We start from the raw sequence: 17,396 nt of genomic DNA on the forward strand, positions 1-17,396 counted from the left end.
GACTTGGCAGACTACAAGCAGAAGGCTCACAAGGCGGTTAAGGAATTTTGGGGCAATCGCGATGCAGCCAAAGAACGTCAACTCGCCTTGGGCAAAGCAGATCAAGGGGAGCGAGCTGGTGTTACATCAGGGAAGAATATGGACGGCTTCCTCTCGCTGATTATTGACATCGTCAACTCAAACGGCCTATCACATGCAGATATCCATATGAATCGAGCAATGCTTACTCTGCCTGGTTTCTTCCGGCCTACGAAGCTGTGGGATTTGTTGGTTCTACATAGAGGTGAGCTCATTGCCGCTGTTGAACTGAAGAGCCAAGTGGGATCCTTTGGTAACAACTTTAACAATCGAACAGAAGAAGCTATAGGCACTGCTCATGATCTTTGGACCGCATACAGGGAAGGGGCTCTTGGCAACCAGCCAAGACCTTTCGTAGGGTGGCTCATGATGGTCGAAGATGCCCCTGGTTCACGGAGAGCTGTGCGAGACGCCTCGCCACACTTTCCTGTCCTTGAAGAGTTTCAAGGTGCTTCTTATCTCAGCAGATATGATCTCCTATGTCAGAAGCTAATGAGGGAAGGACTATACAGTTCTGCTTGCCTACTGGCCTCACCCCGCGAGGCTGCCCTTTCAGGAGAGTTCTCTGAACTCTCTCCAATGACTAGCCTCAAGACATTCATCACTTCACTAGCCGGTCACATCGCTTCAGAAGCTTCTCGATTAGCCTGAAGAAGGATCTATCTTCAAGATCCAGCGGACGGGAGCAGTGAATAGCTTGGTTGATTCACAACTTCCGCCCGCCGCTGATCTTGGGCGTTCATCCGGGCGTAGAGCTGGCGAACACGGCCTCTAGCCAGTCGTAAGCCCGCTGATGGAACAGTGAACGCGCCATCTCCTCGCAATGGCCGCCGGCGCCTTCGGCTGTAGAGAAGCGCACGAGGGTCCGGGGACACTGCAGCGCATCATGCAGCTGCTCCGCGAAGCGCGCGATCGGATCGCCTTCCGCCCAGGCCACCAGCGTGGGGCAGCGGATCTGTTCCGCGCGCCCCCTGAGGCTGTAGTCACCGGCGATCCGGAAGTAATCGGCGAGGGAATCGAGGCCATGCACCCAGAGGGCCCGCTGGAAGGTCCAGTGCAGGGATGGATTGGAGCGGATCTGGCCCTGCAGGGCTTCAAGATCGGCGGGGGCGATCTCGGGCAGGCGTTCGCGCACGGCAGAGGGGAGCGGCAGGTTCGCCCGCAACGCTTCGAGGAGATCCCACTGGCCGGGGTCGGCGATGCAGGCCGCCAGGCGGTGCTCCCCGCTGGCTGCACGGGGCGCCAGATAGCCGCCGAAACTCCAGCCGATCAGCGCCATCCGCTGCGGGTCCACCTCCGGGCGGGAGAGCGCGTAGTCGACAACCGGGCGCACCACGTTCTCCCAGTCGGGGCGGAACACCAGGCCCTGGTGGATGAGGGGTCGGCCCTGGCCGGGGCCGTCGAAGGTGAGGCAGTGGTAGCCGCGGCGCACGGCGGCCACGGCATGGGCAAAGTGCGCCTCATGCACGGTGGCGTCGTAGCCGTTGGTGGCGATCACCGTGGGGCGCGGCTGGTCCGAGTCATCGGCACGGTGGAAGTAGCCGGGCAGGCTCGTGCCCTCGTAGGGGATTTCCACGGCCTCCACCGCGGGCGACATTCGGGCGGCTGCTCTGGCGAACGCCTCAGCCTCCCGGTCGAAGGCCTCCACCAACCGGACGTCCACAGGCGCACCGAAGAGCGGCAGATAGGAGGTGCGGTAGTAGTTGCTGGCCCGCAGGTAGGCCTCGCGGGCACTCACCGAGCGGCCGGCCGCAGAACAGGATTCGGCGATGTGAACCACACGGTCGGCGGTGGCGGTCCAGGCCCGATACCAGCTGTCCGGATCCGCGGGCGTGATCTGCGCAGCCGTGACGAAGCACTCACCGAAATCAGCACCCCCATAGAGCGCGTGCGACAGGGCGCGGACGGCAAACCGCTCAAACAGCGGATCTTGAAAGAAGAGTCCCATCGAGACGATCTCCGGCGGCCGCTGCAAGACGACCCAATACGGTCTGCATCATCACCGAGGACTTCGGAGTCCTCATGCGCACGGCGGGCCAGAGCGCTGAGGCGACCGGTCTACCTGAACAAGCGGGATCCGTTCGGCATCGGCGGCGTCTGCATCAGCCGCACAGCAAAGCGATCCTCAGGCGGAAAAGCTCAGATAGCCCAGGGCAAGCCGCTTGATCTCGGCAACCATCCGGAGTCGCTTCTCGGGTTCTTGCAGGCGGGACAGCCAGATCAGCGGTGTGATGGCCTTGACCAGCACGAGGGCCATCAGCTCCAGATCCGCCGTGGATGGGCTGGTGCTCGGGCTCTTGCCGTCGCCGATGCCGCGCCCGGCGAGTGAGGCGGCGAGGTCAACGATGAGCTGTGCATCGGCGGCGTCTTCGGTCTCGCGGAGTTCCGGTACCGAGCCCTGGGTTTCCATGAACATCGCGTGATACCCGGGATGGTCGTCGAAGAAGCGGGACGTGATGTCAATCAGGCGGCTGACGTACTCCGGTAAGGACAGCTGCACCAGTTCGGCGTTGTCGGCCAGGGCAAGCCGCTCGTGGAGCAGACGGTTGTACCGCTCCATCAGCAGGAGAACGATCGCCTTCTTGTCGGAAAAGAACTGGTACAGCGAACCGATCGGCACCTGGGCCTTTTTGGCGATTTCGTTGGTGGAGGTGGCACCGAAGCCCTGGGCCACGAAAAGCTCCTCGGCCACGTCAAGGATGTGGTTGACGCGCTCCTGGCTACTGGCCTGTTGCGGCTTCCTGCGGATCCCACTGACCCGGGTCTGGCGGCTGGCCATGGGCTCCCCTTCGAACAGAGCAGTACGGGAGTCCTACACCCCCGCCCGACGCGGCAGGGCCTGCCTGGTTGACAGATGTGAGCAAAGCTCGTACGGTCTGTGGCATGAGCAAAGCTCACATCCTCCACGCCCCTGCGGCACCCTCCCCCATGCAAGACCTCCTGCTCGGCCTTGAGCGCGCCCCGTGGCTCTCGGACCTCCTCTCTCTCGGCGACTTTGCGCTGTTCGACAGCGCCCTGCCGGCTGTGGCCATCTACGCCCTGATCACCGTTCCCTTCTTCCTTGTCTTCTGGGTCTGGCGCCGCCAGTCGGTGCAGCCGCGGCGGATTCAGCCCAAGCAGCGCAGCACGGCTGCCCAGTGGACCAGGGAGATTCGCCAATCTCTGTCGAGCGTGGCGATCTTCACGCTCATCGACGTGGGAATCTTTCTGGCCGATCGATCGGGCTTCACAACGATCTATCAGAACATTGGGGACCATGGCCTCGCCTACCTGGCGGCCAGTGTTGTCCTGATGATTGTGATTCAGGACACGTTCTTCTACTGGGCTCACCGGCTGATGCATTGGAAGCCCTTGTACCGCTGGAGCCACAGGGTTCATCACGAAAGCATCGACACCAGCCCCTTCACGGCGTACTCGTTCAGCCTGGTTGAGGCCGTTGTGGAAGGAATCCCCAACATCATCTTTCCTTTCCTCTTCCCGGTGCACTGGTCGGCGTTGATTGTCTATCAGGTGCTGTCGCTGATCATGAACGTGATCGGACACCTGGGCTATGAAATCATTCCCGAGGGCTGGAGCGGCCACTGGTTGCTGAAGTGGAAGACCCCCTCCACGCACCACAACATGCACCACTCCCATGTGAACGGGAACTACACCCTTTACTTCCGATTCTGGGATGTGTGGATGGGCACGGAATTCAAGGATTATCCGCAGAAGCTGCAGTCTGTCTACGAGCGGATCCGCCAGCACCGGCAGGCCGCTGATGAGAGCGCGACCCCGGACGTCCAGCTGCAACTCACCGCGCCAGCCACTTCTGCCTCCATCCCGGAGGCTGCCGCATGAACGCCAATAGTGTTGCCCAGGCCATTCAACTCGTCATTGCTCCGTCCGTGATGCTGTCTAGCTGCATCGTCTTTCTGAACCTGACCCTGGGGCGCTACCTGAAGATCAGTGATCGCCTCCGCGGCATGACGAGGGAGCGCATTGACATCCTCAACAGGTACGACCCCCAGGATCATGCGTATCGCGATGGCCTGAGCCTGATCGACAAGCAACTGATTCAGCTGGCGGATCGCTATTCCTCTCTCCAGAAGGCGAGCCTGGTGCTTTACGTCTCGATCGTCCTGTTTCTGCTCAGCATGATGGCGATTGGTTTGTCGATCAATCTGTACCCCCTCTTCTTCTCCTTCCTGGCGATGGCGATGTTCCTGCTTGGATCGCTTGCCCTCCTGACCGCCATCATCCTTGCCATGTCGGAGGTTTCGGTCTCCCATCGAGCGGTGCGAGCGGAAGTCCGGTGGGCCATGTCCCTGAGGCCAGACCAGTAAGCGGTAACGCAACGACCCATCACCACCATGACGATGCAACAGGAACCCAGCGTTGTAAGGCTCACCGGTGCAGACCTGGACTGGGCAACCGCCCTGCTGGGCGCAGCCTTCCTCAACGAACCGCCCATGAGCCACCTCTTCACAGGCGCTCGACGCGAAAGCCAGACCAGGGAGTTCGTGCGTTGTGCCTGCGCCTATGCGCTCCATTCCGGGGAGGTATACACCACCAGCACCCGTCAAGGTGTCGCTCTCTGGCTCCCCCCTGGGAATACCAACATCAGCCTCCGAACCATGGCCCGCACCGGCTTGGTGCTGGCACCCTTTCGGTTGGGTTTCGCCACCCTGGCAAGGGTCCTGGGCTTCATGGAGCACATGGACACCATGCACAAGCAATCTGCGCCTTCGCATCACTACTACCTTCTGATGCTTGGTGTGCATCCTCAGGCGCAAGGCAAGGGTGTTGGCAAGATCCTCATGAATCACCTGCTTGAACGTGCCGAGCAGGAGTCCATGCCTGTCTACCTGGAGACCCAAAGCGAGCGCAACCTGGATCTTTATCGGCGCTTTGGCTTCAACGTCGCCATCGAAGACTCGGTTCCTGGAATCACGGGCCTGAAGAACTGGGGAATGCTGCGAAGCGCCTCCTGACCCTGCGATCACACACGTCCCGACAACTCACCTTCATCAATCACACGACGAGCATCGATCATGGCAACACAAGCATCGTCAGATCAGCCGATCTTTGACACGATCATCGTTGGAGCAGGTCTTTCGGGGCTCTATGCAGCCCGTGTGCTGTCAAAGGCCGGGCAGCGGGTCGCCGTCCTGGAGGCGCGCGATCGGGTGGGTGGGCTCACCTGCTCCCCATACAGCGAGTACCTCGGCGAACGCATCGACCTGGGCGGTGCCTGGCTCGCCGACAACCACACGCGCATGCATGAACTTGTGCGCGAATTCTCTGTGCCACTGATTCGCCAGTTCAAGACCGGGCAAGAGGTGGCGGTTGACGGAACGACAGCCCATGCCGGAGAGGTCGGCAGCTTTCCCGGTCGAGATGCGGCCCTGCCGGAACTCCAGGCGGCCATCACCAGGCTGGAGGAGGCCCTCTCTGGCATCGACCTTGATGCGCCCTGGAACCACCCGATGGCCAAGGACTTTGATGCCATCACCTTTGCCACCTGGCTACAGCAGAACGTGGAGACACCGGCCACGCGCGAGCTCCTGGCGATGAGTACGAATGCTTACTTCGGGGTGATGCCAGCGGAAGTCTCCTTCCTCGAAACCCTGCATCTGTTGAAAACGTGCGGGGACATCATCTTCATGGGGGATACCCTCACCGGTGGACAGGCCGCCCACATGATGGGCAGCCAGTTGATCTCCGAGGGGCTGGCCGCCACCGTCAACGGGGTTGTTTCCCTCCAGTCTCCTGTGCGCCGGATCCTTCAGAACGATCAAGGTGTCATCGTGGAGTGCCACGATTCCACCTGGCAGGGCAAGCGGTTGATCTGTGCACTGCCGCCGGTGATGATCAATCGGTTGGAGTTTGAGCCACCCCTACCTGCTTATCGGCGTGCTTTTCACCAACGCTGCCCCATCGGTCGCTACACCAAGGCCATCCTTGCCTACGAAACACCGTTCTGGCGTGAGCAAGGGCTGTCGGGTATCGCCACGAGCCTCGACAACGGCATGACGGGCATCTTTGACCTTGGCGATGGCGACGCCAGGCATGGGGCCATCTCGATTCTGTTTGGCGGTGAGCCGTCGCTTCGGCTTGAGGACGTGAGCGTGGAAGAACGCGACCGAATCATTCTCGATCAGGTGGCCTTTGCCCTGGGCGAGCCAGGACGCCATCCCGTCGAGATGGTGGTCCAGCAGTGGGTCAACGAACCTTGGTCGCAGGGCGGGGCCTGCTCCTACATGACGACCGGGACCCTCACGACGATCGGTGATCGCCTCTGGCAACCCTGCGGCCGGATCTTCTGGGCTGGCACCCATCTGGCCCGCGTCTGGCGGGGCTACATGGAAGGGGCCTGCGCGGCGGGCGAAGCAGCAGCGCAGGCCGTGCTGGCAGCGTCGCCATGAAACGGATGATTCCCCGCCGCTCGCCTCTCGCGTTGTGACCGGACCCCAAGCCTTTCTCGCCACACCCGCCACCAGCGGCCCCCCATGCACCACCGTCGGCATCGATGTCGGCGGCCCCCGCAAGGGCTTCCATGCCGTAGCCCTCACCGGCGGCGCCTACGCCGCCCAGATGGCCACCAGCAATGCCGAAGCCCTCGCCACTTGGTGCCGGTCCGTGGTGCAGGCGAGCGTGATTGCCATCGATGCCCCCTGCCGCTGGAGCCGCGAAGGCCGCGCCCGACCCTGCGAGCGGGAGCTGAGGCAGCAGGGGATCATCTGCTTCGCCTCGCCCACCCACCAGACCGCCATCGCCCACCCCACCGGCTACTACGACTGGATGCTGCAGGGAGAGGCGCTGTATCAGGCCCTGGAGGCGTCCCATCCCCTGGTCGCTCGCCTGCCCATCCACGGGCCGGGCTGCTTTGAAACCTTCCCCCACGCCATCACCTGGCACCTGCGCGGCGGCCACGCCCAGGCCTCCGAGAAGCGCGCGCAGCGCCGGGCGTTGCTGCAGCAGGCGGGCATCGACCTGGCACCGCTCACCAGCATCGACTGGATCGATGCCGCCCTCTGCGCCCTCACCGCCCACCACGCCGCCAGCGGTGGCCCGTGCATGGCCTACGGCGAACCGGAGACCGGCTGGATCGTGGTGCCCAGTGCCAGGAGTTGATCAGGCAGGCTGACCGTGGCCACGGCTTTGGCCCACGTGAGGTGATGGCGATCTGGAGTGGGGCCAGGACGTGGCTCCGTTTTTCCTGCATCAGAGGCTCCGCTTTTCCTGCATTGGCTGCTGGGGCCTTGAATAGGCAGCAGGCGAAAGAAGCGCCCATTCCAGGAGCAAGACCTTGCCCTACGTGAACGTTCAGATCACCCGAGGTGCATCGCGGCAGCAGAAGGCCGAGATCGTCAGGGACATCACCGACTCACTCGTTCGTGTGCTCGGCAAGAAGCCCGAGCACACCCATGTCGTCATCCAGGAGATCGACGACGAGAACTGGGGGTTCGCCGGCATGCTCACGGACGACTGGAAGGCGGCGCAGGCGGGGACATCCAGCCATGGCCGATAGACCTGCCACCGATTGGGAGGCGAGGTTCCAGGCCAGCCGGGAGCCCCAGGTGAAGGTGCTGGAGAAATCGTTCGCGGGCATCCCCGCCGGTGCCCGGATGCTGGTCGTCACCCCTCGGATCGTCGATGCGGAGGTGTGCGAAATCGCGCCTGGGGCCGTGATGGCAGCGGCGAGCCTGCGCCAGAGGCTGGCCGCGCGGCATGGGGCCGACCACGCCTGTCCGGTCACGACCGGGATCGCCCTGCGGGTCGTGGCCGAGCGTTCCTACCTCCGCCTGCAGGCCGGTGTGGAGCCGGTCACGCCGTTCTGGCGCGCGCTTGACCCCGAGGGCGACCTGGCGAGCAAGCTGGCCTGTGGCCGGGAGTTCCTGCGGCAGATGAGAGCGGCAGAGGCGGCCCCACCGTCCTCCTGATCGTTTCCCCCATCGGCCCTGTGGAACCCGCATCCGTCCGCCAAGCCACCTCCGCCGACCTCGAGACCCTCGTTCCGCTGTTCGACGGCTACCGCCAGTTCTACGGCCAGCCCTGTGAACGGGATCGGGTCTGCGACTTTCTGAACGAACGGCTGACCCAGGGGGATTCGGTGCTGTTCATCGCCGTAGCCGGTGGCCGGGCGGTGGGCTTCACCCAGCTCTATCCGTCGTTCTCCTCGGTGTCGATGGCGCGGATCTTCATCCTCAACGACCTGTTCGTGGTGCCCGAGGCCAGGCGCTCGGGGGTGGCCCGCCTCCTTCTTGATGCCGCCGTACGCCACGGCCGCGAGGCTGGCGCCATCCGCCTCTCCCTCTCCACCGCCCTCACCAACACCGTCGCCCAGGCGCTGTATGCCTCGGCCGGCTGGGAGCGTGATGCGGTGTTCTGCGTTTATCAGCGAGCCCTTGCCTGATCAGCGCCGCAGCGGATCGCCGGGGAACTGCCGTGGTAGCTGTGCAGAGTCGCCCGCAGGGGTTTTCCGCATGACATCAGGCAACACCTTCCTCGCCACGGCCGCCGCGGCCGCCGCGATCGGCCTCTCCTCGCCGCTCGCCGCCCATGCGATCGATCCGGCCTATGCCAAAAAGCTTGAGAAGTCCGGCTGCACCCAGGTCACCGAACTGCAGGGCTGCGACATCAACAAGACCAAAGAGCAGAACGCCAAGGCCGGATTCGGCACGGCGGGCACAGCCGTGTCCCCCTATGCCGGCCAGTGGGTCGCCAGGAATGGGGACGGCCGCACCGTCTCCTCCATCCGGATCGACGGCAAGAACAAGGTGCTGGTGAACGGCAAGCCCGTGGCCAGCAAGCTCTCCGATGGCGCCCTGGTGTTCAAGTCAGGCTTCATCACTTACACGATCCAGGGCGACCCGCGGATCACCAACGAGAGCAGCTGGTTCGATTCCGACGCACGGACCAAGGGCCCCATCCGTCGCCAGTGATCCACCCTCCGGAACGGGGCCTCAGAGGCCCTGTTCCCGGAAGAAGCGCTGGATGGCGTCCTCGGCCTGGGTCACCTGGGCCGGGGTGCAGGCGGAGGTCTTGCTGAACTGTTTCCCGGCCTTGTTGAAGTTGACCCGGCAGGCGCCTTCGAACTTCACCTGGTGGATGCCCAGCAGCAGCTTCACGATTTCCGGCGGCTTCGCCGCGGGCGGGGTGGGTGTGGTGCTGCTGGCTGCCTTGCCGTAGGGGGCGGGATCCCAGAAGACGAAGATCGACTGCTTCTCCAGCCGGTACACCTGGCCGCGGTTGGCGTCCAGGATCTCCCGCCTGGCCGGTTCCCCTTGCCCATCGAAGTAGGCGTTGGGGGTGCTTTCGTTGGGCTTGAGCTCGATCCTCTGGCCGCCCTTGAGCTCGATGCTGACGAATCCCTGCCGCTGGGAGAAGGTGCACAGCCCGGAGGAGGTGGCTTTGTCGTCTCCGGCGGGGAAGACATCGCAGCGGGCCTGCACCGTGTCGGCCAGCGCCGGCGCCGCCGCCACCACGGACGCCAGGCCCAGCAGGGAGGCGGCAAGGATCGGAAGCGGCTGGATCGGAAGTCGGCGCATCGGCAGGGTGGCTACTGCTTTGAACGTACTCATCGCGGCGGTGGGCGTCCGTGCAGCTGGATTGGGGTGACAGGGCCCCCTGCTGTCGCTAGCAGTGCCCTGGGAGGCGCCGCGCGTTGATGGAGACGATCGCAACGGAGGGTGCATCGGAGGGCGCGAAGGGCCCGCGCATCCGTCCGACGATCCGCCTGGGGATCGCGCTCTGGCTCGCTTACAGCGCCCTGGCCGGAGTCCTGCAATTCCGCACCGGCATTCCCTACACGGACTGGTTCAAGACGGCCGGCAATGCCTTCGCCACGGCGGTTGTCCCCCTCAGCCTCGGCGGCCTGGCGCTGCTGGCCTTCAGCCGCTGGTGCCGTTGGGACCATGTCTGGCGGGATCCGGTGCGACTGCGCTGCACCGGCCTGATGAAGCTGTCGATGCTGGCCTGGATGGCGATGATTGCCTTCCGCCTGGTGGGCATCCAGTGGGGCGCAGTGCCGCCGGACCTGCTCCTGGCCATCCTTGCCGCCGGCGTCGGCGTGGGCTTCGCCGAGGAGCTGCTGTTCCGCGGCCTGTTCCTGCGCTGCCTGCGCCAGGGCGGCCGCTCGGAAGCCAGCGCCGCGATCTGGACCGGCGTCTGCTTCGGCCTGTTCCATCTCCCCAACGTGTTCATGGGGATGGGCTGGTTCGGTGCGATCCAGGTGGTGCTGGCGGCCCTGAGCGGCATCCTCCTGTACGTCTTCCGCCGCTACACGGGCCTCATCTGGCCGGCGATGGTGGCCCATGGCCTCTGGGACATCTCCACCTTCCTTTCCGGTGGCTATGCCCACCGCTGGCTGATGCAGGTCTCCCTGGCGGCCCAGGGGGTCTTCGTGGTGCTGGGCCTGCTCGTCTACGTGGGCCTCTACCGCAGCGACCGGGGCACGGTGGTGATTCCTGCTGGCCAAGTGACTACAATGTGACTACATGGTTGGGGCCGGGCGTGTGAGGGCCAAGCTGGTCAGGATCGGCAATTCACGCGGTCTTCGCCTGGCCAAGCCGCTGCTCGAGGAAGCCGGCCTCACCGATGAGGTGGACATCCACGCCGCCCCTGGTGTGCTGACCATCACGCCTGTGGCGGCGCCGCGGGCCGGTTGGGCCGAGGCAGCAGCTGCCGTGGCGCCCGAGGGTCTCCTGGATCCGGCCACGCCCACCCGCTTTGACGATGGGGAATGGGAGTGGTGACGGACGTCGCCGTCTGCCGCGGGGACATCTTTCTGGTGGCGTTGAATCCCACCCGCGGCCAGGAGATCCGCAAGACCCGGCCCTGCGTGGTCGTGTCGCCCGATGAACTCAACGCCCACATGGGCACGTTCATCGTGGCGCCGTTGACGACCGGTGCTCACCCCTACCCCTTCCGCGTTCCTTGTTCGTTCCAGGGCAAAGAGGGCCACGTCGTGCCTGACCAGCTGCGCACGGTTGATCGCGAACGGCTGGTGCAGCGGCTGGGCACCCTGCCGAACGACACCCTGCTCCAGCTGCTGACCATCCTGCAGGAGATGTTTGCGGTCTGATGGCCGCCTCACACCACCGCCAGCGCCGTGAGTGAACCGCTGTAGCCGGTGATCTCGATGAGGGCGTCGCTGGCGGCCTGGAAACCGGCGGTCCCGTCGTTGAGGGCCAGGAAGGTGCGGCTGCCGCCCGCGGCGGCCAGGGTGAAGGTGGCCCCGCCGTTGGCGGCGAAGGTGGCGGGGGTGAGCACCGCGGCCAGGGCGGTGGGGGTGAGGTCTGCCACGGCCCCCAGTTCGCGCAGGGCGGCGGCCGACACCGCCTGGGGGCCATCGATGCGGTCGCTGCCGATCACCAGATCGGTGATCTGGTCGGGGGCGCCCAGCAGGGAATCGCGCAGGTTGGCGAGGCGGAACGTGTCGGCGCCCCCCAGGCCGGTGAGCACATCGGCGCCGGGGCCGCTGCTGAGGGCATTGGCGGCGGCGTTGCCCGTGAGGAAGCGGGGGTTGGCGGCGCTGAAGGCCAGCCGGCCGGCGCCGCCGAACAGGGCCGCCGCCGTGAGGGCGCCGCTGTGGCCCAGGGCCCGGCCCTGGCTGGCGTTGAAGCCCACGGTGACGCTGCGGCCGGGCTGGATCGCGCCGGCCCAGGCATCGCCGCTGACGGTGTGGCGGAACAGGCCGCCCGCCAGCGCCGTGCTGCTGATCCGCACCCCCCAGGGCGTGCCGCTGGGACGGTGCGGGCTCTCGAAGCTGAAGGTCCAGCCGTTCAGCGGCGCCGCGCCGGTGTTGCTGAGGGTGAGCTGCACCGTCATCCCGCCGGTCCAGATCGAGCCGCCCACCACCACCGCCAGATCCGGGCTGGAGGTGAGCGGAATGCCGTTGAGGGTCGCCGGCAGGGGGGCGCCGGGGGTGGGAATGGGCGTGGGAATCGGTGGCGGCGGTGTGGGAGTGGGAGTGGGAGTGGGAGTGGGAGTGGGAGTGGGAGTGGGGGTCGGCGTTGGCGTTGGCGTGGGTGTCGGTGTGGGCGTTGGTGTTGGAGTTGGCGTCGGGACGGGGGGCACCGGGGTTCCGCCGCTGCCCGGCCGCACCGTGATGCCAGGCAGGGCGTCGAGCTGGGCATCGGTGAGCGGCACGCCGCCGCGGCGTTCGACGCTGCGGGCGAAGGCGCCGGTGAGGGCGGCGTTGTAGTCGAGGGCCACCTCGTTGGCGACGTAGTCGTCGCGGCGGTCCTGGTAGGCGAAGTCGTTGGCGCTGGTGGGACCGCCCACCAGGGCGCCGTAGAGGGTGTGGGTGTTGGGCAGGCCATTGCGGAACCCGTCCCAGCCCACCCCCGAGGCCGCCCGGTGGTGGGGCTGCCGGGGCGCGTTGGCCCCGAAGCCCACCAGGTAGCTCGACTGGCGCGGATTGGCCCCGAGGATGTAGTCCACCGTTCCCTGCGAAAGACGGCCGTAGGCGCCGCCGGGATCGCGCACGTTGTCGGCGTAGACATCGGCCAGGAAGGCCGTGTTGGCGGCGTAGCGCAGCGAACCCCACTGGCTGATGTGGCGCAGGCCGCCGGCGCTGATCGTCACGCCGTTGCCGCCGCTCACCCAGTTGTTCAGCCAGCCCTCCACGTCCTGCTGGATGCGGGCCGAGCCGGTGTCCTCCGCCAGGATCACCGCCGTGGCGTAGGAGGCGTCGTCCCAGTTGCCCGTCCAGCCGCGCGAGAGGCCGCCGATGCTGCCGGTGTAGATCGACAGGGCCTTGTCCCGGTAGGACGTGCCGTTGCCCCCCGCCGCGCCCACCGCCCGCGACAGCCAGGCGGCGCCGTAGGCCAGCTCGTCGTTGTAGCCGCTCCAGGAGTTGTAGAAGGAGCGCACCTCGGGGATCGCATCGGCGTAGCTGCCCCGGTAGCGGTCGGCGAAGTCGTAGAGGGAGCGGGCGCGGTTGAGCAGCACGTCGGCATAGGCGGCATCGCCGTTCTGCCGGAACAGCACCGACGCCGAGGCCAGCGCCGCCGCCGAGCCCGCCGCCACATCGGAGCCGGGTTTGCTCGGCGTCACCGCCATCGCCGGCCGGGCGATCGTCTGGCTTTCGGGCGCGCTCCACAGGGCGTGGTCGGCCCCTGCATCGCCCACCTGGGCCACGAAGTAGAGGGTGGTGCCGGCGGCGTCGACGCCGTGGGCCTTGAGCAGATAGTCGGTGCCCCAGCGCACCGCATCGAGCAGCTCATCGGTCTGCCCGGTGACGGCATAGCCATCGGAGAACTCGATGCCGCCCCAGGCGAGGGTGGCGAGGGTGGAGGCCAGCGGCAGCCCGAACTTCACGTGGTCGCCGGCATCGTGGTAGCCGCCCGTGAGGTTGAGCGTCAGCCCGCTCTGCAGGTTGGCTGCCGTGCGCCCGCCGAAGTACACCCCGTCGGCCCCATCCCGCAGGCCGGAATCGCCGCGCCAGTCGATCCGTTTGCGGGCCTCGTCCAGGTCGCCGGAGCGCTGGGCCTCATAGAAGAGGAAGCTTTTCTGCAGGGCCTCGGCGTAGTTGAACCCCACACCGGTCAGCGGATCGACGGACGCCATCGCTCAGAACAGATCACCCCCAACGGTTTACGGCGCCCCACCTCGCGGGGGCGACCCCCTTCGGAGGGTGGTTGGCGGCGCATCGGAGGGTGATTTTCAGCGCAGCCGGATCAGGCCCTGCCGCAGCGCCATCACCAGGGCCTGCAGCCGGTTGCGGGCGCCCATGTTCTGCAGCAGGCGCTTGGTGTACGACTTGGCCGTGCTCGGGCTGATCATCAGCCGCTCGGCGATCTCCCGGTCGGTGAGGCCGTCGGCCAGGCCCTCGAGGATTTCGTAGTCGCGCGGGCTGAGTTCGCTGATCGGCGCCGGCACCGGCAGGCCGCGCATCGAGGCGCTGCGGAAGTGGTGTCCGCCCAGCGCCGCCAGCACCGCCGCCTGCAGGGCGCCGCTGCGGAAGGTCATGTCGCGCTCCGCCACCAGCCCGTTCACCCAGGCCGCCCGCACCAGCGCCGGGTCCTGGACCGGGGCGGTGCCGATTACGATCACCTTCAGCTGGGGATGGCGCTCCTTCACCGTGGCGGTGAGGCTGAGCACGTCGCCGCCCTCGAGGCTGTCGGAGCACACCAGCAGCCCGTGGGGCTGCTCCGTCAGGCGGCGCAGGCAGCTCTCCGCATCGGTGACGGCGCAGCCGATCAGGCCGTAGCCGAACAGCCCCACCGTGTAGCGCAACAGCTGCGGCTCGTCGCCCATCGCCAGCGCCACCCGCGGCGGCAGATCCGTGGCGATCAGGGCCCGGCGCATCACCGCCCGCCGGACCTGGACGACGGGCAGATCGGCGGTGAAATCCACAGGGACCGGTGGGTGCTGTGGGGCAGGCTATGGGGATGGACCGATTCCGGGCGACACGTCGGAGCCGGCGGTGCGCCCTGGCGCCGCTGCTGCTCGCCGGCGGCCTGCTGCTGGCCGTGCTGCCAGCCCGGGCCGATGGTGAACCGGCCGGCGTCACGGTGCGGACGCTGGTGCAATCCACCAGGTCGTGGAACGGCACCCCCCTGCCCGCCTACCCCAGCGGCCAGCCGAACGTCACCGTGCTGCTGATCACGATTCCGCCGGGGGTGGCGCTGCCCATGCACCAGCACCCGGTGATCAACGCCGGCATGCTGATCCGCGGCAGGCTCCTGGTGACCAGTGCGGCCGGCGCCAGCGTGCAGCTCCAGGCGGGCCAGGGGTTGATCGAGATGGTGAACCAGCCCCACTACGGCACCAACAACGGCACCGAACCCGCCGAGATCGTGGTGGTCTACGCGGGGGTGAAGGGCCAGCCGATCACCGTGCCGGCGCCGGCGGCGGGTCGATCCCGTTGAGGGGGGGCCTCGCCGAAGGGCCGTTGCCGAAGAGCCGTTGCCGAGGGGCCGCTGCGTTGAAGGGCTCTGGCGCCTGATCGGCGACCTTGATGTCTCTTTCGGAGCGCGGAGCAGACCTGTACAGGCTGTACAGCTTTGTGCGCTGCCCTGTTGAGCCCCTGCCGCCCCCCGGAAGCCCCGCAAGCCCCGGAAGTCCCGCAAGTCCAGGAAGCCCCGGAAGGTTGTTCGCCCCAAGCCTTGGGTTTGGTGTTGGATGGGCCCCAGTTCTGCGCAGGGAGCTGGGCCACGTGGCCAGGCATCTCCGTCCCCTCCTGGCTGGCCTCCTGGGCGCCTATGTGCTGGGCTACGGCGTGGCCCGGGTGTCCATCTTCCACGCCGTGGAGCGTTACGGCGGCCCGGAAGGGAAGGGCCCCCCACGGCAGGACTTCATCACCCGGCGCGACCGTCCCCCCGGGGACAGCTGGGAGTACTGGCTGTTCCTGCCGGCCATCCGGGTCGAGGAGGCCAGCCTGGCTTTCCTCCACAACCGATAGCCGTTAGCCCGTGGACCCCCTCGACCTGCTGATCGATCTGCACCGGGATGGGGCGCGGCAGGGGCCGGGCGGGGACGCCGAGACGGAGCTGGCGCTGCAGCTGGCTGGGGTCGACCGCACGGCGCCGCTGCAGCTGGCCGATATCGGCTGCGGCACCGGTGCGTCCACCCTGCTGCTGGCCCGCCTGCTGGGGAACGCCCGGATCACGGCGGTGGATCTGCGGCCGGAGTTTCTCGACGTTCTCCAGGTCCGGGCGCGCCAGCTCGGGGTGGCCGACGCGATCAGCCCGTGCGCCTGCTCGATGGACAGCCTGCCCTTCGCCGATGGGGAGCTGGATGTCATCTGGTCGGAGGGTGCGATCTACAGCATCGGCTTCGCCAAGGGCATCGCCGGATGGCGCCGTTTCCTGAAACCGGGCGGCCTGCTGGTGGTGTCCGACATCACCTGGACCACCGCTTCCCGGCCGGCGGACCTGCAGCGGCACTGGCAGGCGGCGTACCCCGAAATCGACATGGCCTCGGCCAGGATCGCCCTTCTGGAACGGCACGGTTACGCGCCGACCGGCTACGTCGTGCTGCCGCCGCACTGCTGGCTGGATCACTACTACCGGCCCCTGCAGGCCCGCTTCGATGATTTCCTGCGACGGCACGGCCACAGTGAGGCCGCCCGGGCCATCGTCAGCGCCGTGGAGGACGAGATCCGTCTCTACGAAGCCCACGGCTCCCACTTCGGCTATGGGATGGTTGTGGCCCGAAGGGTCTCGTAGAGCGGCCCCACGGAACGGCGATCGGGTGAGGTCAGACACAGTGACGGATGGGAACCATCCATAGACTCGCTGTCGTGGCCTTCGCAGACGGCTCAGGCCTGGGTATGGCTGATTCGCGCACAACCAAAGCTGATTCACCCCCCACCGGAGCTGATTCACCCACCATCAGAACCGACAATCTGGCGCCCATTCTGCCGAACGTTCCCTTGCTTTCCAGTGCTGGGGCTGGGTGGCAGGGGATCACGCTGGAGCAGTTCCGCTGCCCTCCGTTCGAAACACCGGAGTATGCCTATCCCGATCACAAACTTGCCATCCATACCCGCATCCCGGAAGATCTCCAGGTCAAACGGACGTTGGATGGACGGGTGCAGGTTGAGCAGGTTGTTGCCGAGCAGGTGATCGTCGTCCCTGCCGGGGTGACGCATCAGGTTCAGTGGGATCAGGACGCGGAGTTCCTGATCCTCACCCTCAAGCCCGATGTTCTCCGCCAGGTTGCCTATGAGGCGATCGCCCCCGATCGGGTTGATCTGGTGCCGGATCTACCCCGGGTGGATGCATTGGTTCGGCAGTTGGGACTTGCGCTTCGCTCGGAGTTGGAGCTGAACGGAGGACGCGATCACCTGTACGTGGAATCGCTTCTGAATTGCCTGGCCGTGCATCTGCTGAAGACATACGCGGCGGTTCCACCCCGATTCCCTGCCGCGGGGCCATTGCCGCCGTCCTCGCTTGCCCTGGTGACCGGCTACATCCAGGACCATCTTGACCAGGCACTGTCGTTGGCGGATCTGGCGGCCTTGGTGGGCCTGAGTGCCTGCTACTTTGCCTCCTTGTTCAAGCAATCAACGGGTACATCGCCCCACCAGTTCATCGTGCAGTGCCGTCTGCAGCGATCGCGGCAGCTGCTGGCGCGCTCCGATGCAGCCATCGCCACTATTGCCCTGCAATGTGGCTTCTCCAGCCAGAGCCATCTGACGCGCGTGTTTCGCCAGCACCTGGGCACGACCCCCAGGGCCTACCGAATGTCCGTGAAATAGCCCGCGCCTGCATCCCAGATCAAAAGATTGTGCCATCGTTCAAAAGATCAGGAAAGATCCATGCGGGCTTGATGGCTAGCCTGACCCCGGTTCCATTTCAATGGCTCGCGTTGCGAGGATTCTG

21 protein-coding genes and 1 pseudogene are annotated in these 17,396 nt (G+C 66.1%); 17 read left to right on the forward strand and 5 right to left on the reverse strand.

Annotated elements, in window-relative coordinates; all coding sequences use genetic code 11:
• Positions 1 to 3 precede the first annotated feature (3 nt).
• The gene (locus KUG38_RS08060; protein WP_286195782.1) at positions 4 to 729 is read left to right on the forward strand and encodes a PaeR7I family type II restriction endonuclease; all 726 of its coding nucleotides are present in this window, start codon (positions 4 to 6) and stop codon (positions 727 to 729) included.
• 88 nt (positions 730 to 817) lie between these two features.
• Here the strand turns inward: KUG38_RS08060 and KUG38_RS08065 are convergent, their stop codons facing one another.
• Both KUG38_RS08065 and KUG38_RS08070 read right to left on the reverse strand, forming a co-directional pair.
• Positions 818 to 2,053, reverse strand: coding sequence for an alpha/beta hydrolase family protein (locus KUG38_RS08065; RefSeq protein WP_216920495.1), 1,236 nt, complete (start codon positions 2,051 to 2,053; stop codon positions 818 to 820).
• Positions 2,054 to 2,203: 150 nt separating this feature from the next.
• Positions 2,204 to 2,857 (reverse strand): TetR/AcrR family transcriptional regulator, encoded by a 654-nt coding sequence (locus KUG38_RS08070; RefSeq protein ID WP_216920497.1) that lies wholly within the window; start codon positions 2,855 to 2,857, stop codon positions 2,204 to 2,206.
• A gap of 149 nt (positions 2,858 to 3,006) precedes the next feature.
• Between KUG38_RS08070 and KUG38_RS08075 the strand changes: the two genes are divergently transcribed.
• The 9 genes and pseudogenes from KUG38_RS08075 (at position 3,007) to KUG38_RS08115 (ending at position 9,005) form a co-directional block, all read left to right on the forward strand.
• Complete coding sequence (locus KUG38_RS08075) at positions 3,007 to 3,918, forward strand: sterol desaturase family protein (protein ID WP_216920498.1); 912 nt, start codon at positions 3,007 to 3,009, stop codon at positions 3,916 to 3,918.
• The gene (locus tag KUG38_RS08080; protein WP_094584429.1) at positions 3,915 to 4,403 is read left to right on the forward strand and encodes a DUF2721 domain-containing protein; all 489 of its coding nucleotides are present in this window, start codon (positions 3,915 to 3,917) and stop codon (positions 4,401 to 4,403) included. The genes KUG38_RS08075 and KUG38_RS08080 overlap by 4 nt, the downstream gene beginning before the upstream one ends.
• A gap of 27 nt (positions 4,404 to 4,430) precedes the next feature.
• Positions 4,431 to 5,051 (forward strand): GNAT family N-acetyltransferase, encoded by a 621-nt coding sequence (locus KUG38_RS08085; RefSeq protein WP_216920500.1) that lies wholly within the window; start codon positions 4,431 to 4,433, stop codon positions 5,049 to 5,051.
• 60 nt (positions 5,052 to 5,111) lie between these two features.
• Positions 5,112 to 6,485 (forward strand): flavin monoamine oxidase family protein, encoded by a 1,374-nt coding sequence (locus KUG38_RS08090; RefSeq protein WP_216920501.1) that lies wholly within the window; start codon positions 5,112 to 5,114, stop codon positions 6,483 to 6,485.
• A gap of 34 nt (positions 6,486 to 6,519) precedes the next feature.
• Positions 6,520 to 7,194 (forward strand): DUF429 domain-containing protein, encoded by a 675-nt coding sequence (locus KUG38_RS08095; RefSeq protein WP_216920503.1) that lies wholly within the window; start codon positions 6,520 to 6,522, stop codon positions 7,192 to 7,194.
• Between the two features lie 169 nt (positions 7,195 to 7,363).
• Positions 7,364 to 7,591 (forward strand): annotated as a pseudogene (locus KUG38_RS08100) (tautomerase family protein); the annotation flags it as partial.
• Positions 7,592 to 7,640: 49 nt separating this feature from the next.
• Positions 7,641 to 8,003, forward strand: a complete 363-nt coding sequence (locus tag KUG38_RS08105; protein ID WP_216920507.1) for a hypothetical protein — start codon at positions 7,641 to 7,643, stop codon at positions 8,001 to 8,003.
• Positions 8,004 to 8,023: 20 nt separating this feature from the next.
• Positions 8,024 to 8,476, forward strand: coding sequence for a GNAT family N-acetyltransferase (locus KUG38_RS08110; protein WP_216920509.1), 453 nt, complete (start codon positions 8,024 to 8,026; stop codon positions 8,474 to 8,476).
• 70 nt (positions 8,477 to 8,546) lie between these two features.
• Positions 8,547 to 9,005, forward strand: a complete 459-nt coding sequence (locus KUG38_RS08115; RefSeq protein WP_216920511.1) for a hypothetical protein — start codon at positions 8,547 to 8,549, stop codon at positions 9,003 to 9,005.
• 21 nt (positions 9,006 to 9,026) lie between these two features.
• Here the strand turns inward: KUG38_RS08115 and KUG38_RS08120 are convergent, their stop codons facing one another.
• Positions 9,027 to 9,611, reverse strand: a complete 585-nt coding sequence (locus KUG38_RS08120) for a hypothetical protein (protein WP_216920512.1) — start codon at positions 9,609 to 9,611, stop codon at positions 9,027 to 9,029.
• 119 nt (positions 9,612 to 9,730) lie between these two features.
• Between KUG38_RS08120 and KUG38_RS08125 the strand changes: the two genes are divergently transcribed.
• Genes KUG38_RS08125 through KUG38_RS08135 form a run of 3 tightly spaced genes read left to right on the forward strand, consistent with a single transcriptional unit; the run spans position 9,731 to position 11,146 of the window.
• A complete protein-coding gene (locus KUG38_RS08125) occupies positions 9,731 to 10,555 on the forward strand; it encodes a CPBP family intramembrane glutamic endopeptidase (RefSeq protein ID WP_216920514.1) in 825 nt (274 codons plus the stop codon).
• Positions 10,556 to 10,577: 22 nt separating this feature from the next.
• Entirely contained in the window at positions 10,578 to 10,817 is a 240-nt protein-coding gene (locus KUG38_RS08130; protein ID WP_353617752.1) for an AbrB/MazE/SpoVT family DNA-binding domain-containing protein, read from the forward strand.
• The gene (locus tag KUG38_RS08135) at positions 10,805 to 11,146 is read left to right on the forward strand and encodes a type II toxin-antitoxin system PemK/MazF family toxin (RefSeq protein WP_216920518.1); all 342 of its coding nucleotides are present in this window, start codon (positions 10,805 to 10,807) and stop codon (positions 11,144 to 11,146) included. Before KUG38_RS08130 ends, KUG38_RS08135 begins: the two co-directional genes overlap by 13 nt.
• Positions 11,147 to 11,154: 8 nt before the next feature.
• Here the strand turns inward: KUG38_RS08135 and KUG38_RS08140 are convergent, their stop codons facing one another.
• Together KUG38_RS08140 and KUG38_RS17140 are read right to left on the reverse strand one after the other, a co-directional pair.
• Complete coding sequence (locus KUG38_RS08140) at positions 11,155 to 13,635, reverse strand: glycoside hydrolase family 9 protein (RefSeq protein ID WP_216920519.1); 2,481 nt, start codon at positions 13,633 to 13,635, stop codon at positions 11,155 to 11,157.
• A gap of 96 nt (positions 13,636 to 13,731) precedes the next feature.
• A complete protein-coding gene (locus KUG38_RS17140) occupies positions 13,732 to 14,424 on the reverse strand; it encodes a helix-turn-helix transcriptional regulator (protein ID WP_216920520.1) in 693 nt (230 codons plus the stop codon).
• Between the two features lie 35 nt (positions 14,425 to 14,459).
• Here KUG38_RS17140 and KUG38_RS08150 point away from each other — a divergent pair, with 35 nt between their 5' ends.
• From KUG38_RS08150 to KUG38_RS08165, 4 genes are all read left to right on the forward strand, one after another.
• Positions 14,460 to 14,939, forward strand: coding sequence for a cupin domain-containing protein (locus tag KUG38_RS08150; protein ID WP_286195784.1), 480 nt, complete (start codon positions 14,460 to 14,462; stop codon positions 14,937 to 14,939).
• Between the two features lie 287 nt (positions 14,940 to 15,226).
• On the forward strand, positions 15,227 to 15,472 hold the full coding sequence (locus tag KUG38_RS08155; RefSeq protein WP_286195785.1) for a hypothetical protein: 246 nt from the start codon (positions 15,227 to 15,229) through the stop codon (positions 15,470 to 15,472).
• A gap of 10 nt (positions 15,473 to 15,482) precedes the next feature.
• The gene (locus KUG38_RS08160) at positions 15,483 to 16,238 is read left to right on the forward strand and encodes a class I SAM-dependent methyltransferase (RefSeq protein ID WP_216920522.1); all 756 of its coding nucleotides are present in this window, start codon (positions 15,483 to 15,485) and stop codon (positions 16,236 to 16,238) included.
• 104 nt (positions 16,239 to 16,342) lie between these two features.
• The gene (locus KUG38_RS08165) at positions 16,343 to 17,272 is read left to right on the forward strand and encodes a helix-turn-helix transcriptional regulator (RefSeq protein WP_216920523.1); all 930 of its coding nucleotides are present in this window, start codon (positions 16,343 to 16,345) and stop codon (positions 17,270 to 17,272) included.
• The last annotated feature ends 124 nt before the right edge of the window (positions 17,273 to 17,396 follow it).

It is taken from the genome of Synechococcus sp. CCAP 1479/9 (assembly GCF_019038535.1).
In the GTDB taxonomy this organism is placed as follows: domain Bacteria; phylum Cyanobacteriota; class Cyanobacteriia; order PCC-6307; family Cyanobiaceae; genus Cyanobium.